Annotated in this window: 16 protein-coding genes; 5 read left to right on the top strand and 11 right to left on the bottom strand. The window is 65.7% G+C overall.

Annotated features, from left to right (window positions below; all coding sequences use genetic code 11):
• The first annotated feature begins 73 nt into the window (after positions 1-73).
• Together MKAN_RS25955 and MKAN_RS25950 are read left to right on the top strand one after the other, a co-directional pair.
• Positions 74-2,899, top strand: coding sequence for an aconitate hydratase (locus MKAN_RS25955; RefSeq protein WP_133163572.1), 2,826 nt, complete (start codon positions 74-76; stop codon positions 2,897-2,899).
• Between the two features lie 25 nt (positions 2,900-2,924).
• Entirely contained in the window at positions 2,925-3,488 is a 564-nt protein-coding gene (locus MKAN_RS25950; RefSeq protein ID WP_023373349.1) for a TetR/AcrR family transcriptional regulator, read from the top strand.
• Positions 3,489-3,540: 52 nt separating this feature from the next.
• Here MKAN_RS25950 and MKAN_RS25945 read toward each other — a convergent pair whose 3' ends face one another.
• From MKAN_RS25945 to MKAN_RS25920, 6 genes are all read right to left on the bottom strand, one after another.
• On the bottom strand, positions 3,541-3,747 hold the full coding sequence (locus MKAN_RS25945) for a helix-turn-helix domain-containing protein (protein WP_023373347.1): 207 nt from the start codon (positions 3,745-3,747) through the stop codon (positions 3,541-3,543).
• Positions 3,748-3,843: 96 nt separating this feature from the next.
• Positions 3,844-5,472, bottom strand: a complete 1,629-nt coding sequence (locus MKAN_RS25940) for an ABC-F family ATP-binding cassette domain-containing protein (RefSeq protein ID WP_023373345.1) — start codon at positions 5,470-5,472, stop codon at positions 3,844-3,846.
• 35 nt (positions 5,473-5,507) lie between these two features.
• Positions 5,508-6,317, bottom strand: a complete 810-nt coding sequence (locus MKAN_RS25935; RefSeq protein WP_023373342.1) for an enoyl-CoA hydratase — start codon at positions 6,315-6,317, stop codon at positions 5,508-5,510.
• A 62-nt stretch (positions 6,318-6,379) separates the two neighbouring features.
• A complete protein-coding gene (gene trxA, locus MKAN_RS25930) occupies positions 6,380-6,709 on the bottom strand; it encodes a thioredoxin (protein WP_023373340.1) in 330 nt (109 codons plus the stop codon).
• Between the two features lie 43 nt (positions 6,710-6,752).
• Positions 6,753-7,109 carry a thioredoxin family protein gene (locus tag MKAN_RS25925; RefSeq protein ID WP_023373338.1) on the bottom strand — a complete coding sequence of 119 codons (357 nt, stop codon included), beginning with the start codon at positions 7,107-7,109 and terminating at the stop codon, positions 6,753-6,755.
• 31 nt (positions 7,110-7,140) lie between these two features.
• Positions 7,141-9,171, bottom strand: coding sequence for a heavy metal translocating P-type ATPase (locus MKAN_RS25920; protein ID WP_023373336.1), 2,031 nt, complete (start codon positions 9,169-9,171; stop codon positions 7,141-7,143).
• Between the two features lie 310 nt (positions 9,172-9,481).
• Here MKAN_RS25920 and MKAN_RS25915 point away from each other — a divergent pair, with 310 nt between their 5' ends.
• From MKAN_RS25915 to fmdA, 3 genes are all read left to right on the top strand, one after another.
• The gene (locus MKAN_RS25915) at positions 9,482-10,588 is read left to right on the top strand and encodes a PE family protein (RefSeq protein ID WP_023373334.1); all 1,107 of its coding nucleotides are present in this window, start codon (positions 9,482-9,484) and stop codon (positions 10,586-10,588) included.
• Between the two features lie 123 nt (positions 10,589-10,711).
• Complete coding sequence (locus tag MKAN_RS25910; protein ID WP_036392225.1) at positions 10,712-12,541, top strand: acyl-CoA dehydrogenase; 1,830 nt, start codon at positions 10,712-10,714, stop codon at positions 12,539-12,541.
• 455 nt (positions 12,542-12,996) lie between these two features.
• Entirely contained in the window at positions 12,997-14,256 is a 1,260-nt protein-coding gene (gene fmdA / locus MKAN_RS25900) for a formamidase (RefSeq protein ID WP_023373328.1), read from the top strand.
• Positions 14,257-14,264: 8 nt separating this feature from the next.
• Here fmdA and MKAN_RS25895 read toward each other — a convergent pair whose 3' ends face one another.
• Genes MKAN_RS25895 through sufD form a run of 5 tightly spaced genes read right to left on the bottom strand, consistent with a single transcriptional unit; the run spans position 14,265 to position 18,264 of the window.
• The gene (locus MKAN_RS25895; protein WP_023373326.1) at positions 14,265-14,612 is read right to left on the bottom strand and encodes a metal-sulfur cluster assembly factor; all 348 of its coding nucleotides are present in this window, start codon (positions 14,610-14,612) and stop codon (positions 14,265-14,267) included.
• A complete protein-coding gene (gene sufU / locus MKAN_RS25890) occupies positions 14,605-15,075 on the bottom strand; it encodes a Fe-S cluster assembly sulfur transfer protein SufU (protein WP_036391488.1) in 471 nt (156 codons plus the stop codon). The genes MKAN_RS25895 and sufU overlap by 8 nt, the downstream gene beginning before the upstream one ends.
• Positions 15,072-16,328 carry a cysteine desulfurase gene (locus MKAN_RS25885; RefSeq protein ID WP_023373323.1) on the bottom strand — a complete coding sequence of 419 codons (1,257 nt, stop codon included), beginning with the start codon at positions 16,326-16,328 and terminating at the stop codon, positions 15,072-15,074. Before MKAN_RS25885 ends, sufU begins: the two co-directional genes overlap by 4 nt.
• 2 nt (positions 16,329-16,330) lie before the next feature.
• A complete protein-coding gene (gene sufC / locus MKAN_RS25880) occupies positions 16,331-17,113 on the bottom strand; it encodes a Fe-S cluster assembly ATPase SufC (protein WP_023373321.1) in 783 nt (260 codons plus the stop codon).
• Entirely contained in the window at positions 17,113-18,264 is a 1,152-nt protein-coding gene (sufD, locus tag MKAN_RS25875) for a Fe-S cluster assembly protein SufD (protein ID WP_023373319.1), read from the bottom strand. The genes sufC and sufD overlap by 1 nt, the downstream gene beginning before the upstream one ends.
• Between the last annotated feature and the right edge of the window lie 7 nt (positions 18,265-18,271).

Here is an 18,271-nt window from a genome sequence, read left to right as displayed (position 1 = left end):
TTAAAGTGGCTGAGCATGTGAAGCACCGTCGACACGGCCCGTCGGCGGCAGAACTGAATCCTCGGGAGTTGATGTGACCAGCAAAGAGTCTGTGAACTCGTTCGGAGCCCGCAACACACTCAAGGTCGGCGACCGGAGTTACCAGATCTATCGCCTCGACGCCGTCCCCAACACTAAGAGACTCCCCTACAGCCTCAAGGTCCTCGCGGAGAACCTGCTGCGTAACGAAGACGGCAGCAACATCACCAAGGATCACATCGAGGCGATCGCGAACTGGGACCCCGAAGCCGAGCCCAGCGTCGAAATCCAGTACACGCCCGCCCGGGTCGTCATGCAGGACTTCACCGGCGTGCCCTGCATCGTCGACTTGGCCACCATGCGGGAGGCCATCGCCGACCTGGGCGGCAAGCCCGACAAGGTCAACCCGCTGGCGCCCGCGGACCTGGTGATCGACCACTCGGTGATCGCCGACCTGTTCGGGCGGGCCGACGCGTTCGAGCGCAACGTCGAGATCGAGTACCAGCGCAACGGCGAGCGCTATCAGTTCTTGCGGTGGGGCCAGGGCGCTTTCCGCGACTTCAAGGTGGTGCCGCCGGGCACCGGCATTGTGCACCAGGTCAATATCGAATACCTGGCGAGCGTCGTCATGGACCGCGATGGGGTGGCCTACCCCGACACGGTCGTGGGCACCGACTCGCACACCACCATGGTCAACGGCCTGGGCGTACTGGGCTGGGGCGTGGGCGGCATCGAGGCCGAGGCGGCCATGCTGGGCCAGCCCGTGTCAATGCTGATCCCGCGGGTGGTCGGCTTCAAGCTGACCGGCGAGATCCAGCCCGGCGTCACGGCCACCGATGTCGTGCTGACCGTGACCGAGATGCTGCGCAAGCACGGCGTGGTGGGCAAATTCGTCGAGTTCTACGGCGCGGGGGTGGCCGAGGTGCCGTTGGCCAACCGCGCCACCCTGGGCAACATGAGCCCCGAATTCGGTTCTACGGCAGCCATTTTCCCGATCGACGAGGAGACCATCAGCTATCTGCGGTTCACCGGCCGCGACCCGGAGCAGCTGGCGCTGGTGGAGGCCTACGCCAAAGAACAGGGCATGTGGCACGACCCGAAACACGAGCCCGCGTACTCGGAATACATCGAACTTGACCTGTCCGACGTGGTGCCGTCGATCGCCGGACCCAAGCGACCACAGGACCGCATCGCGTTGTCGGACGCCAAATCCACGTTCCGCGAGCAGATTCCGAACTATGTCGGCGACGACCCAGACAAGAAGGACTACTCGAAGCTGGACGAGATGGTCGACGAGACGTTCCCGGCCAGCGACCCGGGGGCACTGAGCAACGGCCACGCCGACGACCACGCTCCGGTGGAGTCGGCCGCCAAACACGCCAAGGGCAGGGTGAGCAACCCGGTGACGGTGAAGTCCGACGAACTCGGCGAATTCGTGCTCGACCACGGCGCGGTGGTGATCGCCGCCGTCACCTCGTGCACCAACACCTCCAACCCGGAGGTGATGCTGGGCGCGGCGCTGCTGGCGAAAAACGCCGTCGAAAAGGGGCTGGCCGCCAAGCCGTGGGTGAAGACCACCATGGCCCCGGGCTCCCAAGTGGTCAGCGACTACTACGACAAGGCCGGCCTATGGCCGTATCTGGAGAAACTCGGCTTCTATCTGGTCGGCTACGGGTGCACCACGTGTATCGGCAATTCGGGCCCACTGCCCGAGGAAATCTCGAAGGCGATCAACGACAACGACCTTTCGGTGGCGGCCGTGCTGTCGGGCAACCGCAACTTCGAAGGCCGTATCAATCCCGACGTCAAGATGAACTACCTGGCCTCACCACCGTTGGTGGTTGCCTACGCGTTGGCCGGGACCATGGACTTCGACTTCGAGTCACAGAAGTTGGGCACCGATAAAGACGGCAACGACGTCTACTTGAAAGACATCTGGCCGTCGCAGAAAGACGTCTCCGACACCATCGCGTCGGCGATCAACCAGGAGATGTTCACCAAGAACTACGCCGACGTGTTCAAGGGTGACGAGCGCTGGCGTAACCTGCCGACCCCGGGCGGCAATACCTTCGAGTGGGATCAGGATTCGACGTACGTCCGCAAGCCGCCGTATTTCGAGGGAATGTCGGCCGAACCGGAGCCGGTGCGCAACATCACCGGCGCACGGGTGCTTGCGCTGCTCGGTGACTCGGTGACCACCGACCACATCTCCCCCGCCGGCAGCATCAAACCGGGCACCCCCGCCGCGCAATACCTCGACGAGCACGGCGTGGAGCGCAAGGACTACAATTCCTTTGGCTCGCGGCGCGGCAACCACGAGGTGATGATTCGCGGCACGTTCGCCAACATCCGGCTTCGCAACCAACTGCTCGAGGACGTTTCCGGCGGTTACACCCGCGACTTCACCCAGGAGGGCGGACCGCAGGCGTTCATCTACGACGCGGCGCAAAACTATGCGGCACAAAACATTCCGCTGGTGGTGCTGGGCGGTAAAGAGTACGGTTCCGGCTCCTCACGCGACTGGGCGGCCAAGGGCACACTGTTGCTGGGCGTGCGGGCGGTGATCGCCGAGTCGTTCGAGCGCATTCACCGCTCCAACCTGATCGGCATGGGCGTGATCCCGCTGCAATTCCCCGAGGGTGAGTCGGCTTCGTCGCTGGGACTGGACGGCACCGAGGTCTTCGACATCACCGGGATCGCGGCACTCAACGACGGCAAGACACCGAAAACGGTGCATGTCAAGGCCAGCAAGAACGCCGGCGGTGACGCCGCGGTTGAGTTCGACGCCGTGGTACGCATCGACACACCCGGCGAGGCCGACTACTACCGTAACGGCGGCATCCTGCAGTTCGTGCTGCGCAACATGCTCAAATCGGGTTAACGCCAGGCGATCCCCAGCCCTGGCCATGCCGAAAGTCAGCGAGGACCATCTGGCGGCTCGGCGCCGCCAGATCCTCGACGGCGCACGCCGCTGCTTTGCCGAGTACGGCTACGACAAAGCCACCGTCCGGCGCCTGGAACAGGCGATCGGTATGTCGCGCGGTGCGATCTTCCACCACTTCCGGGACAAGGACGCGCTGTTCTTCGCGCTGGCGCACGAGGACGCCGAGCGGATGGCCGATGTCGCGTCGCGCGAGGGTCTCATCCAGGTGATGCGCGACATGCTCGCCGCGCCCGAGCAGTTCGACTGGCTGGCTACCCGGCTGGAGATCGCGCGCAAGCTACGCAATGACCCGGTGTTCAACCGCGGCTGGGCGGAGCGCTCCCTGGAACTGGCCGCCGCGACGACCGATCGGCTGCGCCGGCAGAAGCAAGCCAAACGAGTGCGCGACGACGTTCCCAGTGACGTGTTGCAGTGCTACCTTGATCTGGTCCTCGACGGATTGGTGGCCAGGCTTGCCTCCGGCGAAGACCCCCGGCGGCTCTCCGCCGTACTTGACCTGGTGGAAAATTCGGTGCGCCGCCGCTGATTTGGGCCGTGCGCGTAACGCCACGGCGAACAATCCAAATCTGGCCGCGGTGTTACGCTCGCGCCGGCCGGGCGCGGTGATTTGGTCCGCCGCGGCTGCGCATTGTGGTACCGGATTCGAGCAGCATGCTGTGAACGGATCCGTACGATCGCCCGACGCTGGCCGCCAGTTTGCGGATGCTGGCTCCGCCCTCATAGGCGTTGCGCAACTCGTGCAACAACTGATCGCGCGTCTTCTTCGACTTCCGCTGGGTTCTCACCGGCTGCCTCCCACGCATGGTCACGATCCCCGGCTTCCAGGGTAAGAACCGGCCGGCGATAACGGGACCGCTTTGGCCGAAAACGCCTGTGATTTCTCAGGCCAGCTCGATGAGGTCGCGATACTCCTCGGACCAATAGTCCTCGGTGCCGTCGGGCAGCAGCACGACCCGTTGCGGGTCGAGCGCCTCGGCGGCACCCGGGTCATGGGTCACCAGCACCACCGCGCCGCGGTAGCTGCGCAGCGCGTCAAGGACCTGTTCGCGCGAGGCGGGATCGAGGTTGTTGGTCGGTTCGTCGAGCAACAGCACGTTCGCCGTGGAGGCCACCAGCCCGGCCAGCGCGAGGCGCGTCTTTTCGCCGCCGGACAATGTGCCGGCCGGTTGCTCGAGCTGTGGGCCGCTGAACATGAACGCGCCCAGCAGGCCGCGCAACTCCTGGTCACCGGTTTCCGGTGCGGCGTGCCGAACGTTCTGCCAGACTGTCGCGTCGTTGTCCAGCGTGTCGTGCTCCTGCGCGAAATAGCCGATGCGCACACCATGTCCGGGCTCCAGCGCCCCGGTGTCGGGTGTTTCGACACCGGCCAACAGTCGCAGCAGCGTGGTCTTGCCGGCGCCATTGAGTCCGAGGACGACGACGCGCGAGCCCCGGTCGATGGCCAGGTCGACACCACTGAACACTTCCAGCGATCCGTAGTTCTTACTGAGCCCCTTGGCCACCAGCGGGATGCGGCCGCAGGCGGCCGGGGTGGGGAACTTGATCCGGGCCACCTTGTCGGCTACCCGTTCCTCGTCGAGCGCCGCCATCATCCGGTCGGCCCGACGCAACATGTTCTGTGCCGCAACGGCCTTGGTGGCCTTGGCGCCCAGCTTGGCGGCCTGGGTTCGCAGCGCGGCGGCCTTGCGTTCGGCATTGGCGCGTTCTCGGCGACGACGCTGTTCATCGGTGGCGCGGGCATCGAGATATTTCTGCCAGCCCATGTTGTAGACGTCCATCTCGCCGCGCACCGCATCCAAGAACCACACCCGGTTGACCACATCGGCGACCAGGTCGACGTTGTGGCTGATCATCACCAGCCCGCCGGTGTGTGCCCGCAGGAAATCCCGCAGCCAGCCAATCGAATCCGCGTCGAGGTGGTTGGTCGGCTCGTCGAGCAGCAGGGTGGTTCCCGATCCAGCGCCGCTGTCGGAGGCGGCGAACAGAATCCGCGCCAGCTCGACCCGGCGGCGCTGGCCTCCGGACAGGGTACGCAGCTGTTGGGTCAGCACCCGTTCGGGCAAGCCGAGACTCGCGCAGATCCGGCCCGCCTCGCTTTCGGCGCCGTAGCCGCCCAGCGCGACGAAGCGCTCCTCGAGCTGACCGTAGCGGCGGATCGCACGGTCGCGCGCTTCGTCGTCGGCGACCTCGGCCATCAACGCCTGCTGTTTCTCCAGATCGGTGAGCAACACGTCGAGCCCGCGAGCCGACAGCACCCGGTCCCGAGCCAGCACGTCAAGGTCTCCCTCTTTGGGATCCTGTGGCAGATAACCTATTTCGCCGTTGCGACTGACCGATCCGGCATACGGTTCGCTCTCCCCGGCCAGGATGCGCAGCGTGGTGGTCTTGCCGGCGCCATTGCGACCCACCAATCCGATGCGGTCGCCCGGCTGCACGCGCAAATCCGGACCCTCGGGCGAGAGCAGGATGCGCGCACCAGCTCGGACCTCGAGGTCCGTTGCCGTGATCACAATCGCTCTCCTTGGTGGCCCGCTTGGTTGTGCCGCTACTTGTCGTCGGTGAAGACCGGCGGCCGCTTCTCGGCGCGCGCGGCAACCGCCTCTTCGAAATTGGCGGTGAGCAACCGGACGAAAAGTTGCCCCAGACCCTCGGCCTGCATGTGCCCTTCCAGGCTGGCGGCGTCTAGTCCACTCCACAGTGTACGTTTGGTCAACTCAATTCCCGGCCGGGAGAACGCCGCCATCCGCGCCGCGATCGCATAACAGGTGTCCAGCAGCTGGCCGTCGGGCACCCTGCAGGACACCAGCCCGATACGCTCGGCTTCCTCGGCGCTGACGTCACGCCCGGTCAGCATGATCTCGAAGGCACGTGAGGATCCGATGGCCCTGGGCAACAGGTAACTCAGCCCCAGTTCGCTGGCCGTCAGCCCGTTGTTGATGCCGGCGGCCCGAAAATATGCGCTGGTGGAGGCCACCCGGATGTCCGCGGCCAGCGCCAGGCACAGCCCGCCACCGATGGCCGGTCCGTTGACCGCGGCGATCACCGGCTGGTGTAACCGGCGCAGCTTCAGGATGACCTCGTCGAGCAGCTCCATCGACCGCAGCGCATAGGTCGGCCGGGTCAGGCCGTCGACATTCGGCACCGCACCCGCAGACTTGTGATCTGCGCCGGAGGAGAACCCGCGCCCCGCCCCGGTCAGCACCACCACCCGCACGGAATTGTCGCAGGTCACCGTCTCCAAGGCCTCCTTGAGTGGGACCATGACGTCGAAAGCCATGGAGTTCATCCGCTCGGGCCGGTTGAGGGTGATCAGCGCAATATCTGGGCGCGGGTGCTCCAGCAGGACCAAACTCACCCGTGCACGGTATCGCGTACGGCGGTGCGCCCGGCTGTCACCGCCGCCGGATTATTGACGGTCTAGGCGACTTCATAGGCCTTGAGCTGCTGTACCAGGTCTTCCAGGGCCGCCGGGGGCAGGGCCCCGGGCTGGTTGAACAGCAGTTGGCCCTTCTTGAATGCCATCAGCGTGGGAATCGACCGGATCTGGGCCGCCGCCGCCAGCTCTTGCTCTTCTTCGGTGTTGACCTTGGCGTACACCACGTCGGGGTGTTTCTCCGAGGAGGCCTGGAACGTGGGCGCGAAGGAGCGACACGGGCCGCACCAGGAGGCCCAGAAATCGACAAGCACCATGTCGTTGTCGTTGACGGTTTCGTTGAACTGCGCCGCAGTGAGGTCTTTGGTTGCCATGACTGGCCTAACGCCGCGGGCAGGCGGGTTTGTTCCGCCGAATTCAGAGCAGCCCCTGCTGCCGTGGCGGCAAGTCGACCCGGTAGGCCCTGAGCTGCCGCACCAGGTCGTCCATGACGGCGGGGTTGGCGACACCGGCCTGCTTGAACACCAGCTTGCCTTTTTTGAACGCCATTAACGTGGGCAATAGTGTGACCCCGGCGATCGACACCAACTCCTGCTCGGTTTCGAAGTTGATCTTGCCGTGCACGATGTCGGGATGCTTGTCCGACGAGCCCTCATACGTCGGCGTCAACACGGCACACGGTGGGCACAACGGCGCCCAAATATAGACGAGCACGTTGTCGTTGCCGTAGACGGTCTGTTTGAAATTCTGGGCGGTGAGCTCTCGAGTCGCCACGTGCTCCCTTATCCGCTCCGGGCCTGGTGGGTCAAGCGACGTCGAGCGTACGTCGAGCACACCCGGAACCGCTGCGGATTCCGGCCGTTGGTGCGCCCATCGATGCCGCCGCACGCCAGGACCGGTTGGTCAACAGGCGCATACCGTTGAGTGCGACCAGCACCGTGGATCCTTCATGACCAGCCACGCCCAGGGGTAACGGTAAGTGCCCCAACAGATCCCACAACACCAAGACGCTGATGAAGGTGCCGGCGATGATCAGGTTGGCGGTCACCACGTGGCGGGCCTGTCTGGCCAGCCCGATGATCGTCGGGATGACTTGCAGTTCGTCTCGCACGGTGACGCCGTCGGCCGTCTGCAAGGTCAGGTCGGCGCCGGCGCCCATCGCGACGGACGTGCGGGCCGCGGCCATCGCGGGAGCATCGTTGACACCGTCACCGACGACGAGCACCCGGTGACCGCTGGCTTCCAGAGCGCGGACCGCTTCGACCTTCTGCTCGGGCAACAGCGCGGCCCGTACATCGCTGATCCCGGCGTGCCGGGCCGCCCACCGGGCCGCGCACCCGTTGTCCCCGGTCAGCAGGACCGGCGGCGCCGACGTCAGCGCGGTCAGGGACGCGACAGATTCCGCGGCATCGGGGCGCACCTGGTCGGTCAGCCCCAGCACGCCGGCTGCGACGCCGTTGAGCATCACGATGGCCGCCGTGGCGCCTGCGTCGAGGATCGGCGCGAGCTCGGGTAGCGGCACCCCCCGGTAGCTCTGCGGACTGCACACCTCGACGAAATCGAGACCCACGGTGGCTCGCACCCCGCGCCCGGGCAATGCACGGAAATCCCCGGCCTCGGGGATGGTGATACCGCGCCGGCGAACTTCCTCGACAATGGCCCTGCCCAACGGATGTTCACTGGATTGCTCTGCAGCAGCCGCCAATTGGAGCAACTTTCGTACACCCACCACTTCCGGGTGCAGCGGCTCGACGGTGGTCAATTGCGGTGTGCCACAGGTCAGTGTGCCGGTCTTGTCCAAGGCGACGATGCTGGTGTCGGCCAGATGTTCCACGACCACAGCCGATTTGACCAGAACCCCGTGCCGACCGGCGTTCGCGATCGCCGAAAGCAGCGGCGGCATGGTTGCCAGCACCACCGCGCACGGCGAGGCCACAATCATAAATGTCATGGCGCGCAATAGAACTGGTTGCAGTGGCGCGCCCAGCATCAACGGAATGACGATCAGTGCGAGGGTCGCCACCACCATGGCCACCGAGTACCGCTGCTCGATCTTTTCAATGAACAACTGGGTTTTGGCTTTGGTGGCCGACGCCTCGGCGACCAGCTCGACGATGCGGGCCACCACTGTCTGCGACGGGTCCCGGGTGACCAACAGCTGCAACACCCCGGACCCGTTGACCGTACCCGCGAACACCTCGTCACCGCGGCCCTTGGCCACCGGGATGGACTCGCCGGTGATCGAGCATTGGTCGACTTCGGAGCAGCCCGACAGCACGGCCCCGTCGGCGGGTATGCGCTCGCCCGGCCGCACCAGCACCCGGTCACCGACGACCAGCTCGCCGGCCGCAACCACCCGCTCGCGACCGTCGCCGTCGACGACCACGGCCTGCTCAGGCGCGAGGTCCAGTAACCCCTTGACCGAATCGGCGGTGTGCTTGGTGGCCACGTCGTCCAGGGCGCCCGATGTAGCAAAGATCACGATCAGCAGGGCACCGTCGAAGATCTGCCCGATTGCGACCGCTCCGATCGCCGCCACCACCATCAGCAGGTCTACGTCGAGCGCCTTGCTCCAAAGTGCTTGCGCCCCAGCCCATGCCGAACCCCAGCCGCCGGCGAGGTAACAGCCCAGATACAACGTCCACCACACGGGCTGCGGTGCGCCGTTCAGCTGAGCCCCGAGCCCCGCAAGAAACAGGGCCAACGCGAATGCGGCCCAACGAACCGACATGACCGACCACAGCGCCGCACGCCAACTCAGCGGCCGCGCGACGGCGACGGGAATGTGGTCGAAAGAAACCTCGGAGGTGCACGCTTCAGCAGCGGTCAAGGTCATTCCGGCGGCCTCACAGAGGGGGTGGAGTTCGTCAGGATGAACCGAGTCTAGGGACGCCGGCGATCGCCGAGTATCTCGATTGCATTGCGGTATGCGATTGAATTGGTCACTGGCACAAGGCAAGCGGTTTCCGTCGCCCCCCGACTACGGCGGTGCCGTCGGCTGCCGTGGCGGGTATTCCACAGCCGATTGAAATTTGCATCCGCGCAGAAAAATCTGTGTCACGAAATTGCTCGGGGAATGGGCAATCAAGCTGCCGAAATCACGATAAGATTCGTCAGTCGCTGACGCTTCACTGTGGAGGTGCGGGATGTCGTTCGTGGTCACTAATACAGACATGGTGTCGGGGGCGGCCGGGAATCTGGCCCGCATCGGTTCAGCCATCAGTGAGGCCAACTCGGCGGCGGTGGCCCAGACGACCGCCTTCGCGGCCGCGGGCGCCGATGAGGTGTCGGCCGCCATCGCGGCGTTCTTTCAACAGCACGGCCTGAACTATCAGGCGCTCAGCGCACAGGCCGCGGCGTTCCACAACCAATTCGTGCAGAACCTGTTCGGCGGCGCGCAGGCCTACGCCAGCGCAGAGGCCGCCGCGGCGAACCCCTTGCAGCCGCTGCTCGACGTGATCAACGCGCCCGCCCGGGCGCTACTCGGGCGCCCGCTGATCGGTGACGGGGTCGACGGCGGGGCGGGACAGGCCGGTGAGGACGGCGGAATCTTGTTCGGCAACGGCGGTAGAGGCGGCGATGGAGTGGCTGGCCAGGCCGGTGGCCGGGGCGGGTCCGCGGGCCTGCTCGGTTTCGGCGGCGCCGGCGGCGTGGGCGGAGCGGGCGCGAACGGCGGCGCCGGCGGAACCGGTGGGCTGTTCTTCGGCAACGGCGGTGCGGGCGGCAACAGCGGCGGCGGCGGCGGTGCGGGCGGTCTCGGCGGCTCCGCCCTACTGTTTGGACATGGCGGCGCCGGCGGTATCAGCCCCAACGGTATGGGCGCCGGTGGCGCCGGAGGCAACGGCGGCGTGCTGTACGGAAACGGCGGTGGTGGCGGCAGCAGCTTCCTCGGCGGCGGCGGCAACGGTGGCCGGGCATTCCTGCTCGGCGACGGCGGCACCGGCGGGGACGCTCTCTCCGCCGGGACCGGCGGGGCCGGCGGCAGCGGTGGATTCTTTGTCGGCAACGGCGGGGCCGGCGGCAACGGCTTTAGCAATGCCAGTGGCGGGCTCGGCGGCCAGGCCGGGTTGATCGGCAACGGCGGCAACGGCGGCAACGGCGGGGCATTCCCACCCGGCAACGGCGGCAACGGCGGCAACGCGCTATTGATCGGCAATGGCGGCAACGGCGGCCACGCCACGGCCGCCGGCAGCACGCCCGGCACCGGCGGCCTGCGCGGTCTGCTGTTCGGCCAAAACGGCGCCAACGGCTAGCCGTAGCGGCAGGTCAGCGCGCCGTGCCGCTGGTTACGGTTGCGTACGTTTTCCTCGCTCGGGGAAACTGGGCCGGATCACGGCCCGGCCAAGGGTCGAGCAGCCGACGTGAAGGGAACCGCATTGGGCCACTACATCGCCAACGTCCGCGATCTCGAGTTCAACCTCTTCGAGGTCCTTGATGTGGGCGCCGTCCTCGGCACCGGACGTTATAGCGAGCTCGACGCCGACACGGTGCGCACCATCCTGGCCGAAGCGGCCCGCCTGGCCGAAGGACCGGTCGCCGAGACCTTCGCCTACGCCGACCGCAACCCGCCCGTCTTCGACCCCGCCACTCACTCCATCAGCGTGCCCGACGAGTTGGTCAAAACGGTGCAAGCGATCAAAGATGCCGAGTGGTGGCGCCTTGGTTTGGCCGAGGAGATCGGCGGGATGCCCGCGCCCGCACCGCTGGTGTGGGCCGTCAACGAAATGATCTACTGCGCCAACCCTTCTGCGTCCTTCTACAACCTGGGCCCGACGCTGTCCCAGTCCCTGTACGTCGAGGGCGACGAGCAGCAGCGGCAGTGGGCGGCGATGGGTGTCGAACGCGGTTGGCAGGCCACCATGGTGCTCACCGAACCCGATGCGGGCTCCGACGTGGGCGCCGGCCGGACCAAGGCCGTCGAACAGCCCGACGGCACCTGGCACATCGAGGGCGTCAAGCGGTTCATCTCCGGTGGTGACGTGGGCGACACGGCCGAGAACATCTTCCATCTGGTGCTGGCCCGGCCGGAGGGCGCCGGCCCGGGGACCAAAGGGTTGAGCCTGTTCTATGTGCCCAATTACCTTTTCGATCCGGACACCGGTGAACTCGGCCCGCGGAACGGCGTTTACGTCACGGGCCTGGAACACAAGATGGGGCTGAAGTCCTCCCCGACGTGCGAGTTGACTTTCGGCGCCACCGACGTGCCCGCGGTCGGCTATCTGGTCGGTGGAGTGCACAACGGGATCGCGCAGATGTTCACGGTGATCGAGCACGCCCGCATGACGATCGGCGTCAAGTCCACGGGCACGCTGTCCACCGGCTACCTCAACGCGCTCGCCTACGCCAAAGAACGGGTGCAGGGCGCGGACCTGACCCAGATGACCGACAAGACCGCGCCTCGGGTCACGATCATGCGCCACCCCGACATTCGCCGCAGCCTGATGACCCAGAAGGCCTACGCCGAGGGCCTGCGAGCACTGTATCTCTATGCCGCCGCACACCAGGACAACGCTGTGGCGCAACATGTTTCGGGCGCCGACCCAGACATGGCGCACCGCGTGGACGATCTGCTGCTGCCGGTCGTCAAGGGGGTCGGCTCAGAACGGGCCTACGAGGTCCTGACCGAGTCGTTGCAGACCCTGGGTGGTTCGGGCTTTTTGACGGACTATCCCATCGAGCAATACATCCGCGACGCGAAGATCGATTCGCTCTACGAGGGCACCACCGCCATCCAGGCGCTGGACTTCTTCTTCCGCAAGATCGTGCGCGACCACGGCAAGGCGCTGCAGTTCGTGACGGCTCAGATAACGCAGACCATCGACAACATCGACGAAGCGCTGAAACCGCAAGCCGCGCTGGTGCAGACCGCGCTCGACGAGGTCACGGCAATGACGGGCGCGCTGACCACCTACCTGATGTCCGCCGCGCAGCATCCGACCGACATCTACAAGGTCGGGCTCGCGTCGGTGCGATACCTGCTGGCCGTCGGCGACCTGATCATCGGCTGGCGCCTGTTGGTGCAAGCCGGTGTCGCCCATGCGGCGTTGGCCAACGGACCTTCCAAGGATGACGAGGCGTTCTATCGAGGCAAGGTCGCGGTTTCGGGTTTCTTCGCCAAGAACATCCTGCCGAAGCTGTCCGGAGTTCGGGTCGTCATCGAATCCGTCGACGACGAGATCATGCGCATGCCCGAAGCCGCCTTCTGACGCGCGCCGGCATCCAAGCCGGCGCCGGGCTATGGCCGCGGCAGTCCGCGGTGCAGTGGGTTCATGGTCATGTCGGACCTGCCGCGCCGGGCAGGAGGCAGGCCGCTGACCACCTGCGGTGAATCAGCGGTGGCCCGGGTGCGGTCATGGAGTTGCATCGCGGCGGTGCGACCGATACCGACCATCGGGGCAGCGGGAATCCTTCTGGCCACGCAAGTGCACCGTGGACACTCGGCATTGTCGGGCACTGAAGCCATCGGGTGCCGCTCGACAAATTTCGGACAGCCCTGCGCGCAGCGGAATACGTAGCTCGGCACCCCGCCGACTATAAATCGCCGGCGGCAGCGTGTAGACCGCTGCGGCGTTGTCGTAGCCGCTTTGCAGAAGATCATCAGCACCATCACAGTTACCGGCCAAGTTGGGCTGCAAGGGTCGTCATGTGCAGAGAGTGCCGCATGCCTGAATTACTGTTCCCGCTGGATTCGGCCAAGAAATTCAACGAACAACACATAATCGGGCACAATCGCTGGCATCCGGATATTCCTCCGGTCGTCACCGTCAAGCGCGGCGACACGTTTCGCGCACACTGCCGGGAATGGTTTGACGGCGCCATCCACAACGACGATTCGGCCGAGGACATCCTCAACGCTCCCCTGCAGAATGTGCACTGCCTGTCCGGACCGTTCGCGGTCGACGGCGCCGAACCGGGCGACCTGCTGATCGTGGACATCCTGGACCTCGGTCCCATCCCGCAAGAGGACTCAGGCCCGCTTGCCGGACAGGGCTGGGGCTATACCGGGATATTCGCCAAGCGCAACGGCGGCGGGTTTCTCACCGATCAATTCCCCGACGCCTACAAAGCGATCTGGGACTTCGCCGGGCAAACGGCGACCTCGCGACACATTCCCGGCGTCAAGTACACCGGCATCGTGCATCCGGGGCTGATGGGAACGGCCCCGTCCGCGCAGTTGCTGGCGAAATGGAACCGGCGCGAGGGGGCGCTCATCGCGACCGATCCCGACCGGGTGCCACCACTTGCCCTACCGCCGGAGCCCGACGGCGCCATTCTGGGTGCCCTGACCGGTGACGAGTTCGCTCGGGTCGCGGCCGAGGCTGCGCGCACCGCCCCGCCCCGCGAAAACGGCGGCAACCAGGACATCAAGAACCTCACCAAAGGTACCCGGGTGTTTTATCCGGTGTTCGTGCCCGGCGCCAACCTGTCGTTCGGCGATCTGCACTTCTCCCAGGGCGACGGCGAGATCACTTTCTGCGGCGCCATCGAAATGGGTGGCTTCATCGACGTTCATGTGGACGTGATCAAAGGGGGCATGCAGACCTACGGCGTCTATGAAAATGCCATCTTCATGCCGGGCAATGTCGCCCCGCAGTATTCGGAGTGGATCGCCTTCTCGGGCACGTCGGTGACCTTGGACGGCGAACAGCGCTACCTGGATTCCGATCTCGCCTACCAGCGCGCCTGCCTGCATGCGATCGACTACCTGACGAAGTTCGGCTATAGCCCCGAACAGGCTTATCTGCTACTCGGATCGGCCCCTATCGAGGGACGCCTGTCCGGAGTGGTCGACATTCCCAATTCGTGTGCCACCGTGTACATCCCGACTGCGATCTTCGACTTTCCGGTGACGCCCTCAGCATCTGGACCACATCGGATCGACCCCGGCATGGGGGCGCCGCGGGCCAGCTTCGCCGGTTGACCGGGGAATCAGACGGTGAAGCCGAGCGCGCGCAGTTGTTCGCGGCCGTCGTCGGTGATCTTGTCCGGACCCCACGGCGGGTTCCACACCCAGTTGATCCGTATCTCGTCGACCAGACCGCTGCCGACCAGTGCGCTGCGCGACTGATCCTCGATGACATCGGTCAGTGGGCACGCCGCCGAGGTCAAGGTCATGTCGATCAGCGCGACGGTTCCTTCGTCGCCGTCCGCCACGTCCAGCCCGTAGACCAGGCCCAGGTCGACGACGTTGATCCCCAACTCCGGGTCGACGACGTCGCGCATCGCCTCCTCGAGATCGGCGATCAATTCTTCGTTGGGAGCGGCGGTTTCACTCATTGCTGACCTCCTCCAGGGCATGACTGGCCTGAGCCAGCGCATCTTTGCAAGCCATCCATCCGAGCAGCGCGCATTTCACCCGTGCCGGGTATTTCGCCACGCCGGCAAACGCAATTCCGTCTCCGAGAACGTCCTCGTCACCGTGCACCGTTCCACGCGAGGACACCATCTCGGTGAACGCGTCGATGATCTGCAACGCTTCCGGCACGCTGCGGCCGATCACCTGCTGGGTGAGCACCGACGTCGACGCCTGGGAGATCGAACAACCCTGGCCGTCGTAGGAGACGTCGGTGATCGTCGTGCCGTCGTCGGACAACGCGACCCGCAGCGTGACCTCGTCGCCGCAGACGGGGTTGACATGGTAGACCTGCGCGCCGAACGGCTCCCGCAGCCCGCGGTGCTGCGGGTGCTTGTAGTGATCCAGGATGACGTCCTGATACATCTGCTCTAGTCGCAACGTCAGGCTCTCCCAAAGAATTTCAGCGACCGTCGCACCCCGGCCAGCAGCCGGTCGACCTCGTCGAGCGTGTTGTACACCGCGAAGGATGCTCGCGCGGTGGCGGCCACGCCGAACCGCCGGTGCAGCGGCATGGCGCAGTGATGTCCGACCCGCACGGCCACCCCCTCGTCGTCGAGAATCTGGCCGACGTCGTGGGCGTGCACCCCGTCGACAACGAATGCGACCGGGGAGCCACGGCTTTCCATCGTTGTGGGGCCGATGATGCGGACACCGTCGATAGCGGACAGGCCCTCGATGGTCGCTGCGACCAGCTCACGTTCGTGTGCCTCGACGGCGTCCATGCCGATAGCGCCCAGATAGCGTGCAGCGGCGGCCAATCCGACCACCTGGGAGGTCATCGGGGTGCCGGCCTCGAAGCGTTGCGGCGACGGCGCATAGGTGGACTCTTCCATGGTCACCGTCTCGATCATCGAACCGCCGGTGAGAAATGGGGGCATGGCGGCCAACACGTCGCGACGGCCATATAGCACGCCGATTCCGGTGGGACCCAGCATCTTATGCCCCGAGAAGGCCGCGAAGTCGACGCCCAGCGTCTGGAAATCCACCGGCTGATGCGGCACCGACTGGCAGGCGTCCAGCACGGTGAGCGCGCCGACTTCTCTTGCTCGGGAAACCAATTCGTTCACCGGCGCCAAAGCCCCGGTGACATTGGAATGATGGCTGAACGCAACGACTTTCACACGCTCGTCGAGTTGCAGCGAGTCCAGGTCGATCCGTCCGTCGTCGGTCACGCCGTACCAGCGCAGGGTGGCCCCGGTGCGCCGGGCGAGTTCCTGCCACGGGACCAGGTTGGCGTGGTGCTCGAGCTCGGTGGTGACAATAACATCACCGCCGTCGCCGACAGCGCGGTCGAATCGCTTGTCGCCCAACACATATGACACCAGATTGAGCGCCTCGGTGGCGTTCTTGGTGAATACCAGGTCATCGGCACGGGCCCCGACGAACGCCGCGATGTCGGCTCGCCCCTGTTCGTAGGCGTCGGTGGCCTCTTCCATCAGTTGGTGCGCACCACGGTGCACCGCGCCGTTGGAGGTGACGAGAAAGTCGCGTTCGGCGTCGAGCACTTGCAGCGGCCGCTGCGACGTCGCACCGGAATCCAGATACGCCAATTGATTTCCGCCGCGCATGACGCGCTGCAGGATCGGGAAATCGGCACGGATCGCCGCGGCGTCGACGTGCGTCACCGAGGTCTTCATGGTCAGGCCCCGGTGGCCGCCGCTTGGGTGAAGCGCACGTAGCCGTTTTCTTCGAGTTCGTCGGCCAGTTCGGGGCCGCCGGATTCGACGATGCGGCCCCCGACGAACACGTGCACGTGTTGCGGATGGATGTAGCGCAGGATGCGGGTGTAGTGGGTGATCAGCAGGACGCCGCCGTGCTCGGTTTCGGCATAGCGGTTCACGCCCTCGCTGACCACCCGCAAGGCGTCGACATCCAAGCCGGAGTCGGTCTCGTCGAGGATGGCGATTTTGGGCTTGAGCAGCTCGAGCTGCAGGATCTCGTGGCGCTTCTTCTCGCCACCGGAGAAACCTTCGTTGACGTTGCGTTCGGCGAACGACGGGTCGATGTCGAGTGCGGCCATCGCCGCCTTGACCTCTTTGACCCAGTGCCGCAGCTTCGGCGGCTCGCCGCGGATGGCGGTTGCCGCCGAGCGCAGGAAGTTCGACATCGAGACACCGGGCACCTCGACCGGATATTGCATGGCCAGGAACAGGCCGGCGCGGGCCCGCTCGTCGACGCTCATGGCCAGCACGTCGGCGCCGTCCAGCGTGATGGATCCCGACGTCACCTGATACTTGGGGTGGCCGGCGATGGCGTAGGACAGCGTGGACTTACCCGAGCCGTTGGGACCCATCAGGGCATGCGTCTCACCGGAATTCACGGTCAGGTCGACACCGTTGAGAATGGGAATTTCTCGCTCCCCGTCGGCGGCGTTGGGATTTTCGACGCTGACGTGCAGGTCTTTGATTTCCAGGGTCGTCATCAGGCTGTTGTCTTTTCCGTGAGTTCCAGTTCGTGTTCAATGGCTGCGGTCAAACGTTCGCGTACCTCGGGCACCGCGATCTTGGAGATGATCTCGCCGAAGAATCCGCGGATCACCAGCCGGCGGGCCTGCTCTTCCGGGATTCCGCGAGAGCGCAGGTAGAACAGCTGCTCGTCGTCGAAACGTCCGGTGGCGCTGGCGTGCCCGGCGCCGGCGATCTCGCCGGTTTCGATCTCGAGATTGGGCACCGAGTCCGCGCGCGCCCCGTCGGTGAGCACCAGGTTGCGGTTGACCTCGAAGGTGTCCGTGCCGGTTGCCTCGGCGCGGATCAGCACGTCACCCACCCACACGGTGTGCGCATCAGGCCGCGACGACGCCGGATCTCCTTGCAGCGCACCCTTGTACAGCACGTTCGACTTACAGTCAGGGTGAGCGTGGTCAACCAGCAGCCGCGATTCCAGGTGCTGGCCGTCGTCGGCGAAGTACAGCCCCAGCAGCTCGGCATCGCCGCCCGGAGCATCGAAGCGCACGTTGGCCGCCATCCGCACCACCTCCCCGCCGAGCATGACGGCGACGTGCCGCAGCACGGCGTCCTTGCCGAGCCGGGCGTGGTGGGCGCTGAGATGAACGGTGTCGTCGGCCCAGTCGGCGATCCACACCACGGTAAGCCGAGCGGCGTCGGCGACCACGAATTCGACGTTGTCGGCGTAGGTTCCGCTCCCCCGGTGGTCGATGATGACGACGGCCTCGCCGAGCTCCTCGACGCGGATCTGCATATGTCCGTAGGCAGTTGCGCCCTCGCCCGGACCGGTGACGGTGATGTTCACCGGCTCGGCAATTTGCGTGTCACGTCCTACCGTGACCAGCGTCGCCGAGTTGAACGACGAAAAGGCTTGGGCTGCAACGCGGTCAGCGGGAACACCGCCTTGGCCGAGCCGTTCGTCACCGCGGCGCACCGTCTCCACGGTGAGGCGCGTCGGGCCGCTGACGCTGATCTCCGCATTGCCGGTGGCCGGCGCGGAGCCGTCGTGCAGGCCGCGCAACCGCTTTAGCGGGGTGAACCGCCAAAGCTCGTCGCGGCCGTGCGGAACCTCGAAGGCGTCGACGTCGAAGGACGAGAACAGCTCGCCCTTGTTCAAGGTGGCGGTCATTCGATTC

This window comes from Mycobacterium kansasii ATCC 12478 (assembly GCF_000157895.3).
GTDB classification, from domain to species: domain Bacteria; phylum Actinomycetota; class Actinomycetes; order Mycobacteriales; family Mycobacteriaceae; genus Mycobacterium; species Mycobacterium kansasii.
Note: the sequence above shows the minus strand (reverse complement) of the source record. Positions and strands in the feature narration are given on the sequence as shown.